This window comes from Glutamicibacter nicotianae (genome assembly GCF_016907615.1).
GTDB classification, from domain to species: Bacteria; Actinomycetota; Actinomycetes; order Actinomycetales; family Micrococcaceae; genus Glutamicibacter; species Glutamicibacter nicotianae.
The window spans coordinates 3,293,835-3,308,842 of sequence record NZ_JAFBCH010000001.1; the positions used below are offsets into that span (position 1 = coordinate 3,293,835).

Genomic DNA, 15,008 nt, shown 5'->3' on the forward strand with positions numbered 1-15,008 from the left:
TAACTGTCCCGGTTCACCCTCCGTTTGCGTCCCGTCCACCGTTGGGGCATTCGCCCCGAGCATCCTCGAGGTATCCGCCGATTGCAGGCGACACCTCGCACAGGAGAACGAACCATGAACAAGCCACTCTCGGCCGCCCTGGCCGCCGCAGTATTGCTCCCCCTGGCCCTGGCGCCAACCGCCGGAGCGGCAGCCTCGCCTGCAACCGCGGCTGCTGCCCTTCCGGCGGCAGTTGCCAAGGACCCCTCGCCGGGGTTCCGCGTATTGCCATATTTGCAAGCTCCTTCTTCCACCTCGATGACCATCAACTGGATCAGCGAAACCGATGAGCCGGGCACCATCAGCATGAGCGGACCGGGCCTGGGCAAGTCCGGCCAGCAGAGCAGCGAGCCGGCATACCTGGATCTCATGGAATACACCCAGGCCGAGCTCGATGAGCAGATCGCTGGCTTGGAGCAGGGCTCGTGGCTGAAGTCGAATTCGAATTACAAGCACTCGGTGACCTTCGAGGATCTCAAGCCGGGAAAGACCTACAACTACACGGTGACCCAGTCCGGCGAAACCCACAGCGCGGCTTTCAAGACGGCGCCGAAGGGCGAGGCTTGGAAGAACGTGCGCATCATTGCGTTCTCCGATTCCGAGACCGAGCCGCGCGGACGCACCGAGCATCGCGAATGGGAACTCTCTCCGGTCAACGGCTACACCGCGGATTCGCTGCAGCGCCCGGGTGCCGGATCTGCCTGGGACCAGGAGTTCGGCATGACCACCCGCTACGGCCAGCCGACCCTGCGCTACCCGCTGGACCAGTCCGCCGCCTTCAACGAGAACCTCAAGCACATCCAGGCCGCCGATCCGGACCTGGTCATGATGGCTGGCGACCTCACCCAGGGTTCGGGCTACCAGCCGGCCTGGGATGAGTTCTTCGGCCATGTGGCCGGGGAGCATTCGGACCTGGCCTCCAATGTCCCGCTGCTTCCGGCGCTGGGCAACTGGGAAACCTATGCCGCGCTGAACGGCGGCTACGGCACGGATGCCGGCCGCACCCCGGCGGTCATTTCGCGCAACCGCTTCCTGGATTACTTCTCGGTGCCGCGGGATCCGCAGCACCCCGAGTACAAGGGCTCCTACTACCGGGTGGATCACGGGCCGGTCACCGTGCTGACCTCGGATTCCACCAACGGCCGCCCGGATGAGAACACCAAGACCGGCCAGCTGTCCGGTGAGAAGTTCTCGGGCGATGACACGAATATGGACGCAGGGAAGCTGTCCACCGATACCCAGGGCGAGTTCACCTTCGAGTCCTACGTCCAGGGCTTCAAGGAGCTGTTCCCCGGATCCACCGATAAGGACGTGGACCTGCCGAACATGGATGCCTCTTCGGCGCAGTGGGCTTGGGCCGAGAAGCAGCTGGCCGATGCCCGCGCCAAGGGCCAGATCGTGCTGGTCCAGTTCCACCACGCAGCCTACTCCAACGGCGTGCACGGCACCCCGCCCAACCATGAGCACCCGGATAACCAGTCGGGCACCGCAATGCGCGCCTACACTCCGATGTTCGAGGAGCACGGCGTGGCAGCGGTGATCTCCGGCCACGATGAGATGTTCGAGCGTTCCTGGGTGGATGAGGACGGCGACGGACGCGGTTTCCACTCCTATGACGTCGGAGTGGCAGCCGATGGCCTGCGCGGTGAGAAGCTGGTGCAGAATGCCGAAGGCGGTTACGAGCCGTTGCGCTTCAACTCGCATTCGCAGTGGTCGGCCCCGGCCGATGAACCGGAAACCTGGGCCGAGGATGCCAACGGCGTTCCGCAGCTGGTCTCCGGCGGCTTGCATTACGGGCACCTGCTGATCGACGTGGCCAATACCGCGCAGGGCGCCGAGCTGACCTTGACCCCCGTGCATATCTTCCCGCTGCTGGATTCGCAGTACCAGCTGGAGAAGACCGAGCGGCGGGCCTATGACGATGTCGTGCGCTTCGCAGTAGGCAAGGACGGGGTGCCACTGGCAAAGTAGCTCTGGCGGAGCAGGCGACTTGTCGCCATGGCTGCAGGTAGTGGACTATTGAAGTGAGCAAAGGCCACTGAGCGCAGCAGCGCAGGGAGCAGGACAAGACATGAGTGAACAGCGCGTTTTCAAGGCAGTAGTCGCCAAGGAAGCCGGCTGGTGGAACATCTGGGTTCCCGAATTGGATCATGTGACTTCCACCCGCAAGTCGCGCAAGATCTCCCTCTACACCCGCTCCTTGATCGCAGCGGTGCTCGGCATCGAGGAACCCTCGTTCCGTGTCGAGCGCGAACTGGTTTCTGCGGGTGAATTCGAACGCCGCTTCACCGAAGCCGTGCGCGCGACAAGCCCGCAGGAAAAGCTGTAGGCAGCACGCATCCACGGCAGAGGCCGCCGTGTCCCCAAGGGGCACGGCGGCCTCTGGCTATTTGCCCGTGGTGTCCAGTTCGCGTTCCTTGACCGGGTGGCGCGAAAGGATGGAAATCCGGTTGAAGGCATTCATGGCGATGGCGATCCATTGGATCGCGGCCACCTGCTCATCGCTCAGCACCAGCCGGGCCGAAGCCACCGCAGCTATGCGCTCTTCGGGGTTCGGAAGGTCAGTGGTAGCTTCGGCGATGGCCAATGCGGCGCATTCTTCTTCGGTGAATAGCCCTCCGCATTCATCCCAGGTGCGCAGCAGGGTAATCCGCTGCAGGCTCTCGCCGGCATCCAGCGCCTTGCGCGCATGAAGGTCCAGGCAGAAGGCGCAGCCATTGATCTGCGATACGCGCAGGTTGACCAGCTCGGCGGTGCGGTCGCTGATCCCGGCGGCGCGATAGGACTTGGCGACATCTTTGGAGAATCTGCCAATCGAGTTCCAAAGCTCGGGATTGGTCCTGTCGAGGAACATCGGGTCTGAAACGGCCATAGTTGAACCATACATCCACGTGCAGCCCTCCTGCTCGAAGGCATCCGGTTAAAGAACCGTGGAGACCAGCGAAAGCTGGTCTCCACGAGGTTTGCTACTTGTCGCCGTCGGCGGCCAGCTGGCCGCAGGCGCCGTCGATTTCCTTGCCGCGGGTATCGCGCAGCGTGGTCGGCACGCCCAGCTCGTCCAGGCGGCGCACGAACTTGGACGTGATGTCAGGTTCGCTGCGGGTCCAGATGGAGCCCGGCACCGGGTTCAGCGGAATCGGGTTCACGTGCACCCAACCGCGGCCGCGGGCGTTGAGCTTCTTGGCCAGCATTTCCGCACGCCACTCGTGGTCGTTCATGTCCTTGATCAGCGCGTACTCGATCGAGACACGGCGTCCGGTCTTCACGTAGTAGTCGTAGGCGGCATCCAGCGCCTCGTCGACCTTCCAGCGCGAATTCACCGGGATCAGTTCGTCGCGCAGCTCGTCATCCGGAGCATGCAGGGACAACGCGAAGGTCACCGGCACGTCTTCGTCGGCGAGCTTGCGGATCGCCGGTACCAGGCCGACGGTGGAAACGGTAATGCCACGGGCGCTCATGCCCAGGCCTTCCGGGGCCTCGGCGACCATGCGGTGCACGGCGTTCATCACGCGCTTGTAGTTGGCCAGCGGTTCGCCCATGCCCATGAACACGATGTTGCCCACACGCTCATCCGGGTGCTTCTGGCCGCCCAGGCCGCCTTCGGCGATCACGCGGTTGGCCTGGACGATCTGGTCCAGGATCTCCGCGGTGGACATGTTACGGGTCAAGCCCGCCTGGCCGGTGGCGCAGAACGGGCAGTTCATGCCGCAGCCGCACTGCGAGGAAATGCACAGGGTGATGCGGCCCGGGTAGCGCATCAAGACGGACTCGACCAGCGAGCCGTCGAACAGGCGCCAGAGGAACTTGATGGTCTTGCCATCATCGGTTTCCAGCCGCTTGACCTCGGTGAGCAACTTCGGGAACATCGCCTGGACGAGTTCCTCCCGGCCGTTCTTCGGCAGGTCACTCATCTTCTCCGGGTCGGTGGTGTAGTGCTGGAAGTAATGCACGGAGAGCTGCTTGGCGCGGAAGCCCGGCAGTCCCAGTTCCTTCAACTTGGCCTGGCGTTCGGCCAGGGACAGGTCGGCCAGGTGCGTTGGCGGCTGGGAGACGCGGCGCTTGGTGGAGAACTGCAGCTCCGGACGGCCATCGGCACCCATCTCCTGCTTCCAGCCTTCGGCGGTCGGCACGACCTGGGCGCGGCCTTCGGCTTCGGCTCGGGACTTGGAGATGCGCAGCTGCTGGGCGCGCTGGGCCGCGGCCTGCTCATTGCGCAGCGCCTTGCGTTCTTCGGCGGAAAGTGGGGTGGAATCGATGGAAGTCATTGATACCTATTGTTTCATGTATCCGCGAGAGTTTGGCGGTGAGTTTGGGCACGCGCGAAGCAGTGCCGCACCGCCAATCTACCGGCGGCTCGGCACGGCTGCATACGGGTATTCAGTACTTGAAGGATTCCTTCAGGTGGCCAATGTTGCCCACGGCCCCGGCCAGGTCCCTGTCCCCCAGGCGTCTGCTGGTGGCAGCGGCAGGGCGGTCCTGGCTCCAGTGGCGGAGCCCTTCCTGGTGCTCCCGGGTGATCATCGCGTCGCCGGGTACTGCACTGATAGATGCAATCACGCAATCAGTAACCGAAGCGTTGCCATTTCGTCATGCCAAGGGAATTGTCCACTGCCCGGGAGAGCTCATCGTGAAGCTTCGCGCCACTTTCTCCTTCAACCAGCCGCTGGCAGCCAATGCTGAAATCGCCCTATCCCGCAGCGGGACGGACCAGCTCGGCAGGGCCCGCCCCAGCAGCATGTTGACCTGCGCACGCCGGGCAGCACTGCGGGCGACCGCGAGCCGCAGATCATCCAGTGAACCAGCTGGTGCACCGGCAGCAATGAGGTCGGCTATTGCCTGCGCATCAGCCAGCCCCAAGCTCAGCCCCTGCCCGCCGATGGGGCTGATCTGATGGGCCGCGTCCCCGAGCAGCACCACCCGCCCGTGGACCATCGAGGACACCATCCGGGTAGCAGTGCCGAAATAGCTGGTCATGGTGCAGGCCCCGTGGTCAAGCAGGTATCCGGTCCGGTCCATGATCATTTCGGTCAAGATTCCCGGTGAATCATTGTCCAGCTTCCGTTCAACGCGCACCACCCAGCGCCGCCGTGCACCGGGCAACGGGAAGGATTCGACGATCCCCTGCCGATGCAGGAACAACGCCGCCGTATGCGCTAGTCCAGTGGTATCAGGAAAGTCGCCCATCAGATACCGGTCGCGATGGCCAGACCCGGAAAAGTCCACCCCGAGATCCGTGCGGACTGCGGAGCGGACCCCGTCGGCACCGGCCAGCCATCGTGCCCGGCAGGCAGAGCCGCCGGCTGCGAACTCCACGGATCGCTCGGACTGTCCCAGCACCTTGTCAAAAGCGCATCCGGGCACCAGCGAACCCGGCGCCAATTGCTGCAGGCGCTCGCGCAGCAAATGCTCGGTGGACTGCTGCGGCAAGGACAGCACATAGGGGTAAGGTCCGCCAATCGTGGCGAAATCCATCGCGGCGATGCTCCTCCCGCGCGAGATCCCCAGCCCGCCGCGGATCTGCACGCCGTGGCGCTGCGCGGCCTCCCCCACTCCGAGCCGATCCAGGACCAGCTGCGCAGGAGGATGCAGGCCAAAGGCCCGCGAGTGCGCTGCCGGCGCACTGCGCTGTTCGAAGACCCGGACGCTGCGCCCGCGTTGGACGAGCAGGATGGCCAAGGCCAGGCCCACCGGTCCGGCACCGATGATCGCAACGTCATCCACGGCGTCCAGCGTCCCAGAACAGCAGGTTGCGGTACGGGCGCTGCGTGCGCACTTCCCAGCCGGCCCGGAGCAGGTGCTCCAGCTCCTCCGGCTCATAACTGCGCCTGATGGAGGTCAAGCCATCGCGGCGGATCAGCGAGCTGCCGGCCAAGGGCAGGGTCGCCAGGCCGAAGAGCCCCAACGCCATCGGCGAGCGCCGGATATCGCTGTGCAATCCGAGACCGGTGCACAGCTGCTCGGTGTCTAGCTGCAGCTGCTGCAGTTCATCCGGCAACAGGTGGTGCAGCAGGTGGTTGGAAAGCACCAGGTCGTACCGCTCGCCGGCGGCCGCCAGCCGGGTGCTGGTGGTTTCATGGAATTCCAGCACCCCGCCAGGCAGCTTGCTGCGGTGCAACGCTTGCCGGGCGTATCCGATGGCCCGCGGATCCGGGTCGATGCCGTGCACTGCGACTTCGAACCGGTCGGCGAGCGCCCAGCGGGCCAGATTCGCCGCGATATCCCCGCCGCCGCAGCCCACGTCCAGGATTCTGGCCCGTGCCCGGTGCACTAGCAACGGACGGATGCATTCCAGGTAGTTGCCCCGCCAGCCCGCCACGACCCGGTTCACCAAGGGGAATTGGGCGTAGGTGCGGTGCAGCAGCACCGGGTCGCAATCCGGTCGGTCCATTTCCTCGATGGCTGCCGTATCCCGCTCCAGCCGGAGCATCATTCTCTCCTGGATACGGTGAACAGCCCCGTTTCAACGGTCAATCCGGGACCGAAAGCCATGGAGCAGATCCGTTCCCCGTTTTCCGGTTCTGCGGTATCCAGGATTTCCTTGAGCACGAAAAGCACCGTGGCGCTGGACATGTTTCCGTAGCCATCCAGAATCGCGCGGGCAGGCTGAAGCTGCCGGTCATCCAGGCCCAGCCGGTTCTGCACCCGGTCCAGGATGGCCCGGCCGCCGGGGTGCAGGCCCCAGTGCTGGATGCTGCCCACCGTGAGTTCCGGATCCCCGTCCTTGCCCAGCAGCGGCTGCAGTGCTGCGGTGATGTGCTCGTCAATGATGTGCGGGACGTAGGTACCCAGCACCATCTCGAATCCGTGATCGCCAATATTCCAGGCCATCGCTTCCTCGCCTACCGGGGTGAGCACGGTTTCGAAGCCGTCCATCTGCAGCGGCCCGCTGCCCTTTGCCGAAACGATCACCGCGGCCGCCCCGTCGGCGAAGATGGCCGAGCCCATGATGGTATCCGGGTCATTGGAGCTGTGCACATGCAAGGTGCACAGCTCTGCGCAGACCACCAGCACCGTGGCGTCCGGATCGGCCAGACAGAAGTCGCGGGCCGCGCGCAATGCGGGGAAGGCGGCGTAGCAGCCCATGAATCCCAGGTGATGGCGTACGGTGCTCGGGGCAAGCCCCAGCGCCCGCACGATTTGGTAGTCCGGGCCAGGATTGTAGAACCCGGTGCAGGAGACGGTGATGACGTGGGTGATGTCTTCCGACGCCAGGTCCTCGCAGGCATCCAGCGCCTTCTTTGCGGCGTCCTTGAAGAGCGCCCCGGCCTGATTCGCGTACACGTTGTTGCGTTCGGCGGTGCTCGGCGAGAGCAGGAGGCCGGCAGTCCTGTCATAGAACAACGGCCGCTCCGGTTCGGGCAGAGAAAGGTCGAACTCGTCAACGCAGCTGTACCTGGTGCTGATCGCTGCGGAGTTGAACGAGGTGGCAATGAGCCGCTCGCCCAGCCGGCTCAGATTCGGCTGGCTGGCGAAGACATCGCGGATTTCGGCCTGGGCAAGTTGCGTCTCAGGCACTGCTGTCTGGATCGTGCGGATCTTCACTGGCATGCCCCGAGCATAGGACCGTTGCGCAAAATGGTAAACAGCTTCGGCGAATTGCCAGCGTTCACCCGATGTTCTGTTGCCCTCAGCGCGTGGATTATCTATCTTCGGCGAAGAATATGATTATTGTTTTTAACGTCAGATTTAATCTCTCGCGCAGGAAAGAGGCTCCGCGGCAAAGGCATCAGCCCATTCCTTGGAGGGTATCCGCCGGACCATCCTTGATGGCTTCTGGTCGCCCGGCGACCGCCTGCAGCCGACCACCTTGGCGGAGCAGTTCGAAACCAGCACGACGGTGATCCGCGAATCGCTGACCTGGCGAACTTCACCGAGCTCTACCGGCGCTGGGCCGCCCCGTCGAGGGCGGCAGGCAAGCGCAACGGCGAGAAGGAGCACCAGGAAATCCTGGATGCCGCTATGGCTCGTGATGCCGACCTGCTCGGAAACCATTACCGTTCCACCGTCGAAGTGGTCATTGATGCTGGGTTGAGCACCCTGAGCTGAAAGGCGTGCGCCGTTCGGCTATTTCTTGCCTGGCGCAGGCGGAATGACGCGCTCGCTGACAATCGCGGCGTTCATCGCCGCCACTGCTCGCTGCGCCGAGTCCGCTGCTGGTGAATCCTGCGCGAGTTCCGCTATCCGGGACTGCGCTTGGGCCGAAGTCATGGGCGCCAGCTCTTCCTCCAGCACAGGGTGAACCAGGCCTACGGCCTGAAGGATTGCGAGCACGGTGGTATCGCTGGTTCCAGGGATTTTCTGCCCGTGAAGGGCACCGTGCAGGTCGGTTCTGATCTGGCGCTGGATCTGCTGGTTGATGATGCGCACCCGCTGCTTTCCCAAGCCCAGCATCGTGCGTTCGCCGTATTCGATAATTCCGCCCTTGGCCAGGGAATCGGTCAGCAACCGGACATCGCACAGGGAATTGATCTTCACTGCGTCATCCAGGCTCAGGCTGCCCCGCCTTTCCAGCTGCTCCAATGGCGCGGCAAGCACTGGATCCGGGCAGGGGCCGGCACCGATGAGCTGGATCTGCCGCTGCTCATCCTCGCTGAGCGCCACACGCCCGGCAATCATCAGGTCGGTGATGATGGCGGCGTTCATGCCGTATCCCGTAGCTGATACAACTGCTTCTGGTTTCTCGGAGTCATCGGCCATGAGCAAGTAGAGCTTTTCTGCGATCAACATATTCTCAGGCTACCTGCCCGCACTGGAGGAGATCTTCAGCCTTGCGACGGATATACAGGTTCAGTCGCCCTTGGCCGTGGGCTTCTTATTGGCCTTGGCCAGTTCGGATGGCAAATGGGTGGTCCGGGGTTCGGAGCGATCCTGCGTCATGGCCGAGGTGGTGCGGATGAAGACCGAGATCCAGCTGAACATGATGGCCACCACCGACAGCTCGAAACCGGTCAGGTTGTAATAGGACCATTTGGTCCACAGCTGGAAGGCGCCCCAGATCGCGCCGATAGCCGCATAGGACAGCAGATGGAACACCACCGGGTAGCCCGGCAGCAGGACGATAGTGCCCAGTAGCAGGAAGATCATGGCCACCGAGACCATCTGCACGAAGGCCGAATGCACCTCCATGGCCACGTCGAAGGGGACCAAGCCGATGCCGATAATTCCCACGGAGACAAGCAGCAGGCACCAGCGCACCAGCTTCGGACGAGGACGCACCATGCGTGCAATCTTGTAGCGTTCCAACGCAGGGCGGCAACGGTAGGTCTGTGCCAAACGGACCAGGTCGCGAGTCAGGAACTCGGTGAAGGCAGCAAGCACCAAGCCGGAAATCACCAGGGTGAGATTGAAAGTCCAGAAGGATCCCATGCCGGCTTGCGTGGTCCCCAGCGACGAGAACATGCTCCTCCACCAGTTCTGGTCTTCGGCGAGCAGCATGCTGATCAGCACACCGGCGCTCATGAAGACCCCCAGCACCACCGACAGGGACTCCGCGTTGATACGCGCGGTGGCCTCCAGGGACAGGTAGGCGCTGATGCCCGTGGCTACGCTGACTGCCAGAGCCCCTGCAAGCACGTCCAGATGCAGCCCGTAGAAAGCCTGCTGGAGCAGGTGGAACACGACCAGCATGATCATGATGGTGCTGGCTATATGCACCAAGACGAGGCCAAGGGCAGTAACCATCTGGCGCCATGCGGGAATCTTCTTCAGCCACGTCTCGCGGGCCCGGAGCATGGTGCGGAACGCATAGGCGCTGCTGGTTCCGGCCGAGACGGCACCGCAAACAGCGGAAACAATGCCTACCGACAGATCGCCAAAGAGCGGCGGACGCTCACCGGCGAAGACGATGAAACCGACAACCAGCCCGAAGAGAGAACAGAGCAGGCCGGCCCACAGGGCACGGCGCTCGATGTCCAGTTCGGTGACGCGCTTGCTGAGAGTGACATCGGGATATTGGGAATGCACGTAGTACATTCTCTCATTTCATTGAAGAACGTGTACTGCCCGCGGCCCGGCCGTCCTCCGCGGAACAGGTCCTTGCGCTAGTTCGGGGACAACGCGAGCAAGCCGCTGGCCATCAGGCTCACCGCGCCGCTGAAGGCAATCAGCACCACGAAAGCGCGGCTGAACTTCTGCGGAATCCTCGGGGCCAGAAAATTGCCCAGCACGATGCCCAGCACCATCGCGCCGAAGCAGGCGCCCCATTGCTGCCAATGCAGCTGCGGCATGCCGCCCTTCGCGATCAGCGACGTCAAGGACAGCACCAGGAAATAGAGCTGGACGGATATGGCGAATTGGGCTTGCGGCCAGCGGCTGGCTACCGCATATCCGGCAATGGCCGGACCGGAGACCCCGGCAGTCACGGACATGAAACCGGAGACAGCCCCGGCGCCAATCGCCAATCCCCTGCTTTGGGCCATGGCGAGGTTCCGGATCACGAAACTCGAGCACAGCGCGAGGATCACCATGAAGGAAATGCCGATATTCAACCACGGCCCATCCAGCGAGTTCGCTACCCACGCCCCGGGGATGGTCATGAGCATGGCGGGGATGAGCATGAAAGCGACTTTCCGGTACTCGACCTGTCGGAAAACCTGCGCAAAGATCAGCAGGCTGCTGCAGGCGCCGAGCAAGTTGACCAGCATGACGCCTTCGTGCGGCCCCAGGACCATGACCAGGAAGGGCGAAGCGACCAGGGCGAATCCCATGCCGGAAATACGCTGTGTGGAGGCACCCACGAAGACTGCGGCTGCCAAGCCGATGATCGCCGCTAATTGCACGCCCTGCTCCACGCTGCCTCCGCTATCCCTCGTCGCTGTCCACTATTACGTTAGTCCACGGCCAATGAGTCATTTGAATGGAGCACGCTTCAGCTGGAGTTCTACGCTGTAGGAATGCGCAATGACGTGGATTTCCTGGTAATTGGCGGCGGGGCGATGGGCTCGGCCGCTGCGTGGTCCCTGGCCGATGGCGGACACGAGGTGCTGCTGCTTGAGCGTTTTGCTCCGGGGCATCGGGAAGGCGCTTCGCACGGGGCCACCCGCAATTTCAATCCGGCCTATACCGAACCCGAGTACCTGCGCCTGCTGCGGCGCTCCAATACCTTGTGGGATGAGATCTCACAACGCTCCGGCAAGCCGCTCCTGACGCGCACCGGATTGGTCAATCACGGAATCGTTGAAGCTCAGCGCGCCATGCACGAGGTGCTGGGCCAGGCAGGTTTCGACAGCGAGCTGTTGTCCATTAAAGCTGCGGAGGAGCGTTTCGCCGGCATGAAGTTCGAGACCGAAGTCCTGCATATCCCTACCGGCGGCCAGATCAATGCCGACCTCGCTGTGTCCTCTCTGCAGCAGCTGGCAGTTGCCGAGGGTGCGTCCGTGGAGCATGGGCACCAGGTGGCAAGCGTTCAGGTGCTTGCCGATGACTGTGTCGAGGTCCAGATCCAGCACCGGGGAACCAGCTCGCGCGTCCGGGCCCGTCATGCCATTGTCACCGCGGGCGCCTGGACCCGGTCGCTGCTCGGAGATGGGCTCAGGCTGCCAGCCATCCACGTCACCGAAGAGCATCCGGTGCATTTTGCGCAGAAGGACCTGCCTGCGCACTGGCCGGGATTCAACCACATACTGGACCCGAACCGGGAAATCGGTTCCCGGATCTTCGGTCCCGTCTACGGGATGCGCACCCCCGGCGAAGGCATCAAGGTGGGCTGGCACGGCTCAGGGCAGATCATCGATCCAGAGCACCGTCCGCACCAAGCCAGCGAGGAGCAGCTGCGCGGGCTGCAGGACTACGCGGAACGCTGGCTTCCAGGGGTCGATCCCTCGCGCTATGAAACGGTGTCCTGCACCTACGCCAATACCGAGGACGAGCACTTCATCCTCGACTCGCTTGGTCCGATCACCGTCGGCGCAGGGTTCAGCGGCCACGGATTCAAGTTCGTGCCCGCCATCGGTGAGCACCTGGCCGAGCTGGCCTTGGGCCGGCGCACGGCCGAACCGAAGTTCTCGGCGAACCGCACGGTGGCGAAGCCAGTCTTCCTGCAGCGCCGCCACGCAGTAGGCATCAGCTAGCCGCCTGTTCCCGTGCAGCGGCGGGCAGCTGCTGGGTGAGGCAGTGGATGCCGCCGCCTCGGGCAAACAGCTCGCGCGCATCCACGCCAACCACCTGGCGGCCGGGATAGTCGGCGGCCAGGATGCCAGCTGCCTGCTGGTCGTTGGGGTCATCGAAGCTGCAGTTGATTACCCGGCCGTTGGTCACCAGATGGTTGATATAGGAATAGTTCGTCAAATTCAAATGGCCGGTTTCGGCAGCGACTGCAGCGATGGTTGCCTTGGTTACTTTCTTCATGAAATACGCATCCTCAAAGTTCACGTGCCCCCCAGTGACACACACTTTAAGTAAAGCTTTTTAGTAGGTTTTTCAACCCCTGCATGCCACTCGCCATTGCGGCCGTCAGATCCCGCAAACTGGGAACTGCAGCTTCTGCAGACGAGCGCGTGCAGACTACCGTCACTTCTGTTTAATCTGCAGTTGGCCAGTATTTTTAACATGAAATTTCCGGCCCAAGCAACACCCTGACGCCGGATGCCGGCTAGTAGCCAGCAAGTTTTAGCCGTTTGTCCATGAAACCCTGGCTAGGTAGCGAATCAATCCACCCTTATGGATAAATTCAGAAAATCCGGGAATCAGCTGTCCCTGTCCGGGGCCGAGGCAAAGAGGTTCAGGCCCATGGCGCGCGAGAGCTGCCCGATGGCAAGCTGCGCCCGCACCGAGTTCCCCGCCATATCCAATGGTGGCGAGAACGCGCCGATGGCACCCTTGCCCGGAGCCACCGCGACGATGCCACCGGAAACACCTGATTTCGCCGGGATACCGATTTCAAACAGCCATTCACCCGAGCGCTCGTACAAACCGTTGGAGGCAACTGTCGCCAAGGTGTCGCGGCAAACATCAGCATCCACAACGCGCTGTCCGGTCACCGGGTTCACGCCGCCGTCAGCCAGTGTCGCTCCCATGATGGCCAAATCGTGCGCGTTGATGTTCAGCGAGCACTGCTTGGTGTAGACATCCACAGCATCATAGGGGTCGCCATCCAACCGGCCGTAGCTCTTGAGCAAATGCCCCAGGGCCTTGTTCCGCTCGTTGGCCAACGACTCGGAATGGTAGACCTCGTCATCCAGGCTCAGCGACCGGCCGGCGAAGGCGGAGAGTCCTTCGCGCACGTTCTCCCATTTCTTGGCAGCGGTCTTCCCCGGCATCAGCGAGGTGGTGGCGATGGCACCGGCATTGACCATCGGATTCATCGGCAACCCGTTGTTCAATTCCACTGCCATAACCGAATTGAACGACATGCCGGTGTTATTCACTCCGATGCGGTCCCGGACGACTTCGCGGCCGTGCTCCTGGACTACCAGCGCATAGACGAACATCTTCGAGATCGACTGGATCGAAAAGAGATGGCTGCAATCGCCCACTGTGTGGACCGAGCCACCCACGTGGGACATGGCGATGCCAAAGAGGTCGGGATCGGCTTGGCCCAGGATCGGAATGTAGTGGGCCAGCAGTCCATCATCGACATCCGCGTAGCGCTCATGGGCTTCCTTGAGCAAGGAGTCGATGCGATTATGCTCCAGCTCACCGGTGGAAACCTGCTGAACGACATCGTCGAAGTCGGTAGGAATAGTCTCGTTATTCCCTTCCGAAGGATAGGTCATTCTCACCTGCCTCTGATCCTGAGTCCATTGATCCATGCTGCTTGGTTTGACCTTATCAACAGCTCCGGCGCTTGGCACCTCGCGTCAAGCTCGAAGCGGACAGAATCACGCTCGCCGCGGACCTCCAACTCGAGAATCCGCTGTGTTTTCCCCGACATTGTGGAGCAACTAACAGCGCAAAGTCCTCCGCCTGACTTAGCATTTTGTGTATGGCTAAGGGTATTACTTTTCATACGCGCAAGTGGGTCCGCCCAGAAGACTTGAACGCAAACGGCACGCTGTTCGGCGGCAGCCTGTTGCGCTGGATCGATGAAGAAGCTGCGATCTATTCGATCATCCAGCTGGGCAACAAGCACGTTGTCACCAAGTTCATGTCCGAGATCAACTTCATTGCCTCCGCAAAGGAAGGTGACTTGATCGAGATGGGCCTGACCGCCATCGACTTCGGCCGGACCTCGATCACCCTGCGCGCAGAGGTGCGCAACATCTTCACCCAGGAATCGATCCTGACCATCGAGAAGATCGTCTTCGTGAACATCGGCGAAGATGGAAAGCCGGAGCCCCATGGCTATGACCACATCACCTACACCCGCGATCGCATCCCGCTGGAAATCACCAAGGCGCTGATCTAGCCTCCGTCTGATTGCCCGAAGCCCTAAATAAACCAAGGGTTTAATTCAAGGTCCCGCTCGGCCGCACCTCGTTGCGTGTCCCTGCAGGACCTTGCTTTATTTGCAGGCAATTCACCTCACGCTCTTGCACTGGGTTCACGCGTCCAGCAAAGTTGTTTTGCACCGAGGAATTCCCACCTATGCAGAAGCGAGAAACCCATGGGCCAGATGATTTTCGTTAACCTCCCGACCGCAGATCTAGCCAGAGCCGACAAGTTCTACGAGGCACTGGGCTTTACCAAGAACCCGACGTTCTCCGATGAGAATGCCACCTCCTGGATCATCGACGAGAACATCTTCGTGATGGTGCTGCGCCAGGAGTTCTTCTCCAGCTTCCTGGTCAATGGTGATCAGCCGGCACTCGGAAATGGCGTGCGCGAAACGCTCAATGCCCTCTCTGCGGAGACTCGCGAAGGCGTCGACGACTTTGTCGCCCGGGCCGAGGCCGGCGGCGGCAGCGTCTACCGACCAGCGGATGAGCCCTTCCCGGGCATGTACCAGGCAGCTGTCCAGGACCCGGACGGGCACGTCTGGGAAATCGCGTGGATGAGCCCCGAAGCAATGGAGAACCCTGCCGGCTGACCCG

Annotated in this window: 16 protein-coding genes and 1 pseudogene; 6 read left to right on the forward strand and 11 right to left on the reverse strand. The window is 62.4% G+C overall.

Features of this window, described 5'->3' with window-relative positions; genetic code table 11:
- Positions 1-114 precede the first annotated feature (114 nt).
- Both JOE62_RS15690 and JOE62_RS15695 read left to right on the forward strand, forming a co-directional pair.
- The gene (locus JOE62_RS15690; protein WP_204723089.1) at positions 115-2,010 is read left to right on the forward strand and encodes a purple acid phosphatase family protein; all 1,896 of its coding nucleotides are present in this window, start codon (positions 115-117) and stop codon (positions 2,008-2,010) included.
- Between the two features lie 100 nt (positions 2,011-2,110).
- Entirely contained in the window at positions 2,111-2,368 is a 258-nt protein-coding gene (locus JOE62_RS15695) for a hypothetical protein (protein WP_204723090.1), read from the forward strand.
- A gap of 57 nt (positions 2,369-2,425) precedes the next feature.
- Here JOE62_RS15695 and JOE62_RS15700 read toward each other — a convergent pair whose 3' ends face one another.
- The 6 genes from JOE62_RS15700 to JOE62_RS15725 all read right to left on the reverse strand — a co-directional run bounded on the left by JOE62_RS15700 (position 2,426) and on the right by JOE62_RS15725 (position 7,587).
- Positions 2,426-2,911 (reverse strand): carboxymuconolactone decarboxylase family protein, encoded by a 486-nt coding sequence (locus JOE62_RS15700; RefSeq protein ID WP_239543436.1) that lies wholly within the window; start codon positions 2,909-2,911, stop codon positions 2,426-2,428.
- A 94-nt stretch (positions 2,912-3,005) separates the two neighbouring features.
- Positions 3,006-4,304 (reverse strand): dual-specificity RNA methyltransferase RlmN, encoded by a 1,299-nt coding sequence (gene rlmN / locus JOE62_RS15705; RefSeq protein WP_239543439.1) that lies wholly within the window; start codon positions 4,302-4,304, stop codon positions 3,006-3,008.
- 112 nt (positions 4,305-4,416) lie between these two features.
- On the reverse strand, positions 4,417-4,596 hold the full coding sequence (locus tag JOE62_RS15710; RefSeq protein ID WP_204723092.1) for a hypothetical protein: 180 nt from the start codon (positions 4,594-4,596) through the stop codon (positions 4,417-4,419).
- A 30-nt stretch (positions 4,597-4,626) separates the two neighbouring features.
- The gene (locus JOE62_RS15715; protein ID WP_204723093.1) at positions 4,627-5,760 is read right to left on the reverse strand and encodes an FAD-dependent oxidoreductase; all 1,134 of its coding nucleotides are present in this window, start codon (positions 5,758-5,760) and stop codon (positions 4,627-4,629) included.
- The gene (locus JOE62_RS15720; RefSeq protein WP_204723094.1) at positions 5,753-6,466 is read right to left on the reverse strand and encodes a methyltransferase domain-containing protein; all 714 of its coding nucleotides are present in this window, start codon (positions 6,464-6,466) and stop codon (positions 5,753-5,755) included. Before JOE62_RS15720 ends, JOE62_RS15715 begins: the two co-directional genes overlap by 8 nt.
- Entirely contained in the window at positions 6,466-7,587 is a 1,122-nt protein-coding gene (locus JOE62_RS15725) for a type III polyketide synthase (RefSeq protein ID WP_204723095.1), read from the reverse strand. The genes JOE62_RS15720 and JOE62_RS15725 overlap by 1 nt, the downstream gene beginning before the upstream one ends.
- Before the next feature lie 190 nt (positions 7,588-7,777).
- Between JOE62_RS15725 and JOE62_RS16815 the strand changes: the two genes are divergently transcribed.
- Positions 7,778-8,071 (forward strand): GntR family transcriptional regulator, encoded by a 294-nt coding sequence (locus tag JOE62_RS16815; RefSeq protein ID WP_204723096.1) that lies wholly within the window; start codon positions 7,778-7,780, stop codon positions 8,069-8,071.
- A gap of 32 nt (positions 8,072-8,103) precedes the next feature.
- Here the strand turns inward: JOE62_RS16815 and JOE62_RS15735 are convergent, their stop codons facing one another.
- From JOE62_RS15735 to JOE62_RS15745, 3 genes are all read right to left on the reverse strand, one after another.
- Positions 8,104-8,766: a GOLPH3/VPS74 family protein gene (locus JOE62_RS15735; protein ID WP_190264048.1), complete on the reverse strand. Its 663-nt coding sequence runs from the start codon at positions 8,764-8,766 to the stop codon at positions 8,104-8,106.
- 60 nt (positions 8,767-8,826) lie between these two features.
- Positions 8,827-10,002: a hypothetical protein gene (locus tag JOE62_RS15740; RefSeq protein WP_204723097.1), complete on the reverse strand. Its 1,176-nt coding sequence runs from the start codon at positions 10,000-10,002 to the stop codon at positions 8,827-8,829.
- Between the two features lie 77 nt (positions 10,003-10,079).
- A complete protein-coding gene (locus tag JOE62_RS15745) occupies positions 10,080-10,817 on the reverse strand; it encodes a TSUP family transporter (RefSeq protein WP_204723098.1) in 738 nt (245 codons plus the stop codon).
- A 114-nt stretch (positions 10,818-10,931) separates the two neighbouring features.
- Between JOE62_RS15745 and JOE62_RS15750 the strand changes: the two genes are divergently transcribed.
- Positions 10,932-12,107: an FAD-dependent oxidoreductase gene (locus JOE62_RS15750; RefSeq protein WP_204723099.1), complete on the forward strand. Its 1,176-nt coding sequence runs from the start codon at positions 10,932-10,934 to the stop codon at positions 12,105-12,107.
- Here the strand turns inward: JOE62_RS15750 and JOE62_RS15755 are convergent.
- Positions 12,100-12,318 (reverse strand): annotated as a pseudogene (locus JOE62_RS15755) (agmatine deiminase family protein); the annotation flags it as partial. The gene JOE62_RS15750 and the pseudogene JOE62_RS15755 sit on opposite strands and share 8 nt — an antisense overlap.
- A 404-nt stretch (positions 12,319-12,722) precedes the next feature.
- Positions 12,723-13,751: a glutaminase A gene (glsA, locus tag JOE62_RS15760; protein ID WP_128469370.1), complete on the reverse strand. Its 1,029-nt coding sequence runs from the start codon at positions 13,749-13,751 to the stop codon at positions 12,723-12,725.
- A 209-nt stretch (positions 13,752-13,960) separates the two neighbouring features.
- Between glsA and JOE62_RS15765 the strand changes: the two genes are divergently transcribed.
- Entirely contained in the window at positions 13,961-14,383 is a 423-nt protein-coding gene (locus JOE62_RS15765) for an acyl-CoA thioesterase (protein ID WP_083515601.1), read from the forward strand.
- A gap of 198 nt (positions 14,384-14,581) precedes the next feature.
- Positions 14,582-15,004, forward strand: a complete 423-nt coding sequence (locus JOE62_RS15770; protein WP_204723101.1) for a VOC family protein — start codon at positions 14,582-14,584, stop codon at positions 15,002-15,004.
- Positions 15,005-15,008 lie beyond the last annotated feature (4 nt).

Excerpts from the sequence above, each read along its gene's own strand:
- JOE62_RS15720 (WP_204723094.1), bottom strand. The coding sequence starts at position 6,466 with ATGCTCCGGCTGGAGCGGGATACGGCAGCCATCGAGGAAATGGACCGA.
- JOE62_RS15700 (WP_239543436.1), bottom strand. The coding sequence starts at position 2,911 with ATGGCCGTTTCAGACCCGATGTTCCTCGACAGGACCAATCCCGAGCTT.
- JOE62_RS15725 (WP_204723095.1), bottom strand. The coding sequence starts at position 7,587 with ATGCCAGTGAAGATCCGCACGATCCAGACAGCAGTGCCTGAGACGCAA.
- JOE62_RS15735 (WP_190264048.1), bottom strand. The coding sequence starts at position 8,766 with ATGTTGATCGCAGAAAAGCTCTACTTGCTCATGGCCGATGACTCCGAG.
- JOE62_RS15695 (WP_204723090.1), top strand. The coding sequence starts at position 2,111 with ATGAGTGAACAGCGCGTTTTCAAGGCAGTAGTCGCCAAGGAAGCCGGC.
- glsA (WP_128469370.1), bottom strand. The coding sequence starts at position 13,751 with ATGACCTATCCTTCGGAAGGGAATAACGAGACTATTCCTACCGACTTC.
- JOE62_RS15750 (WP_204723099.1), top strand. The coding sequence starts at position 10,932 with ATGCGCAATGACGTGGATTTCCTGGTAATTGGCGGCGGGGCGATGGGC.
- JOE62_RS15690 (WP_204723089.1), top strand. The coding sequence starts at position 115 with ATGAACAAGCCACTCTCGGCCGCCCTGGCCGCCGCAGTATTGCTCCCC.
- JOE62_RS15765 (WP_083515601.1), top strand. The coding sequence starts at position 13,961 with ATGGCTAAGGGTATTACTTTTCATACGCGCAAGTGGGTCCGCCCAGAA.
- rlmN (WP_239543439.1), bottom strand. The coding sequence starts at position 4,304 with ATGACTTCCATCGATTCCACCCCACTTTCCGCCGAAGAACGCAAGGCG.
- JOE62_RS15770 (WP_204723101.1), top strand. The coding sequence starts at position 14,582 with ATGGGCCAGATGATTTTCGTTAACCTCCCGACCGCAGATCTAGCCAGA.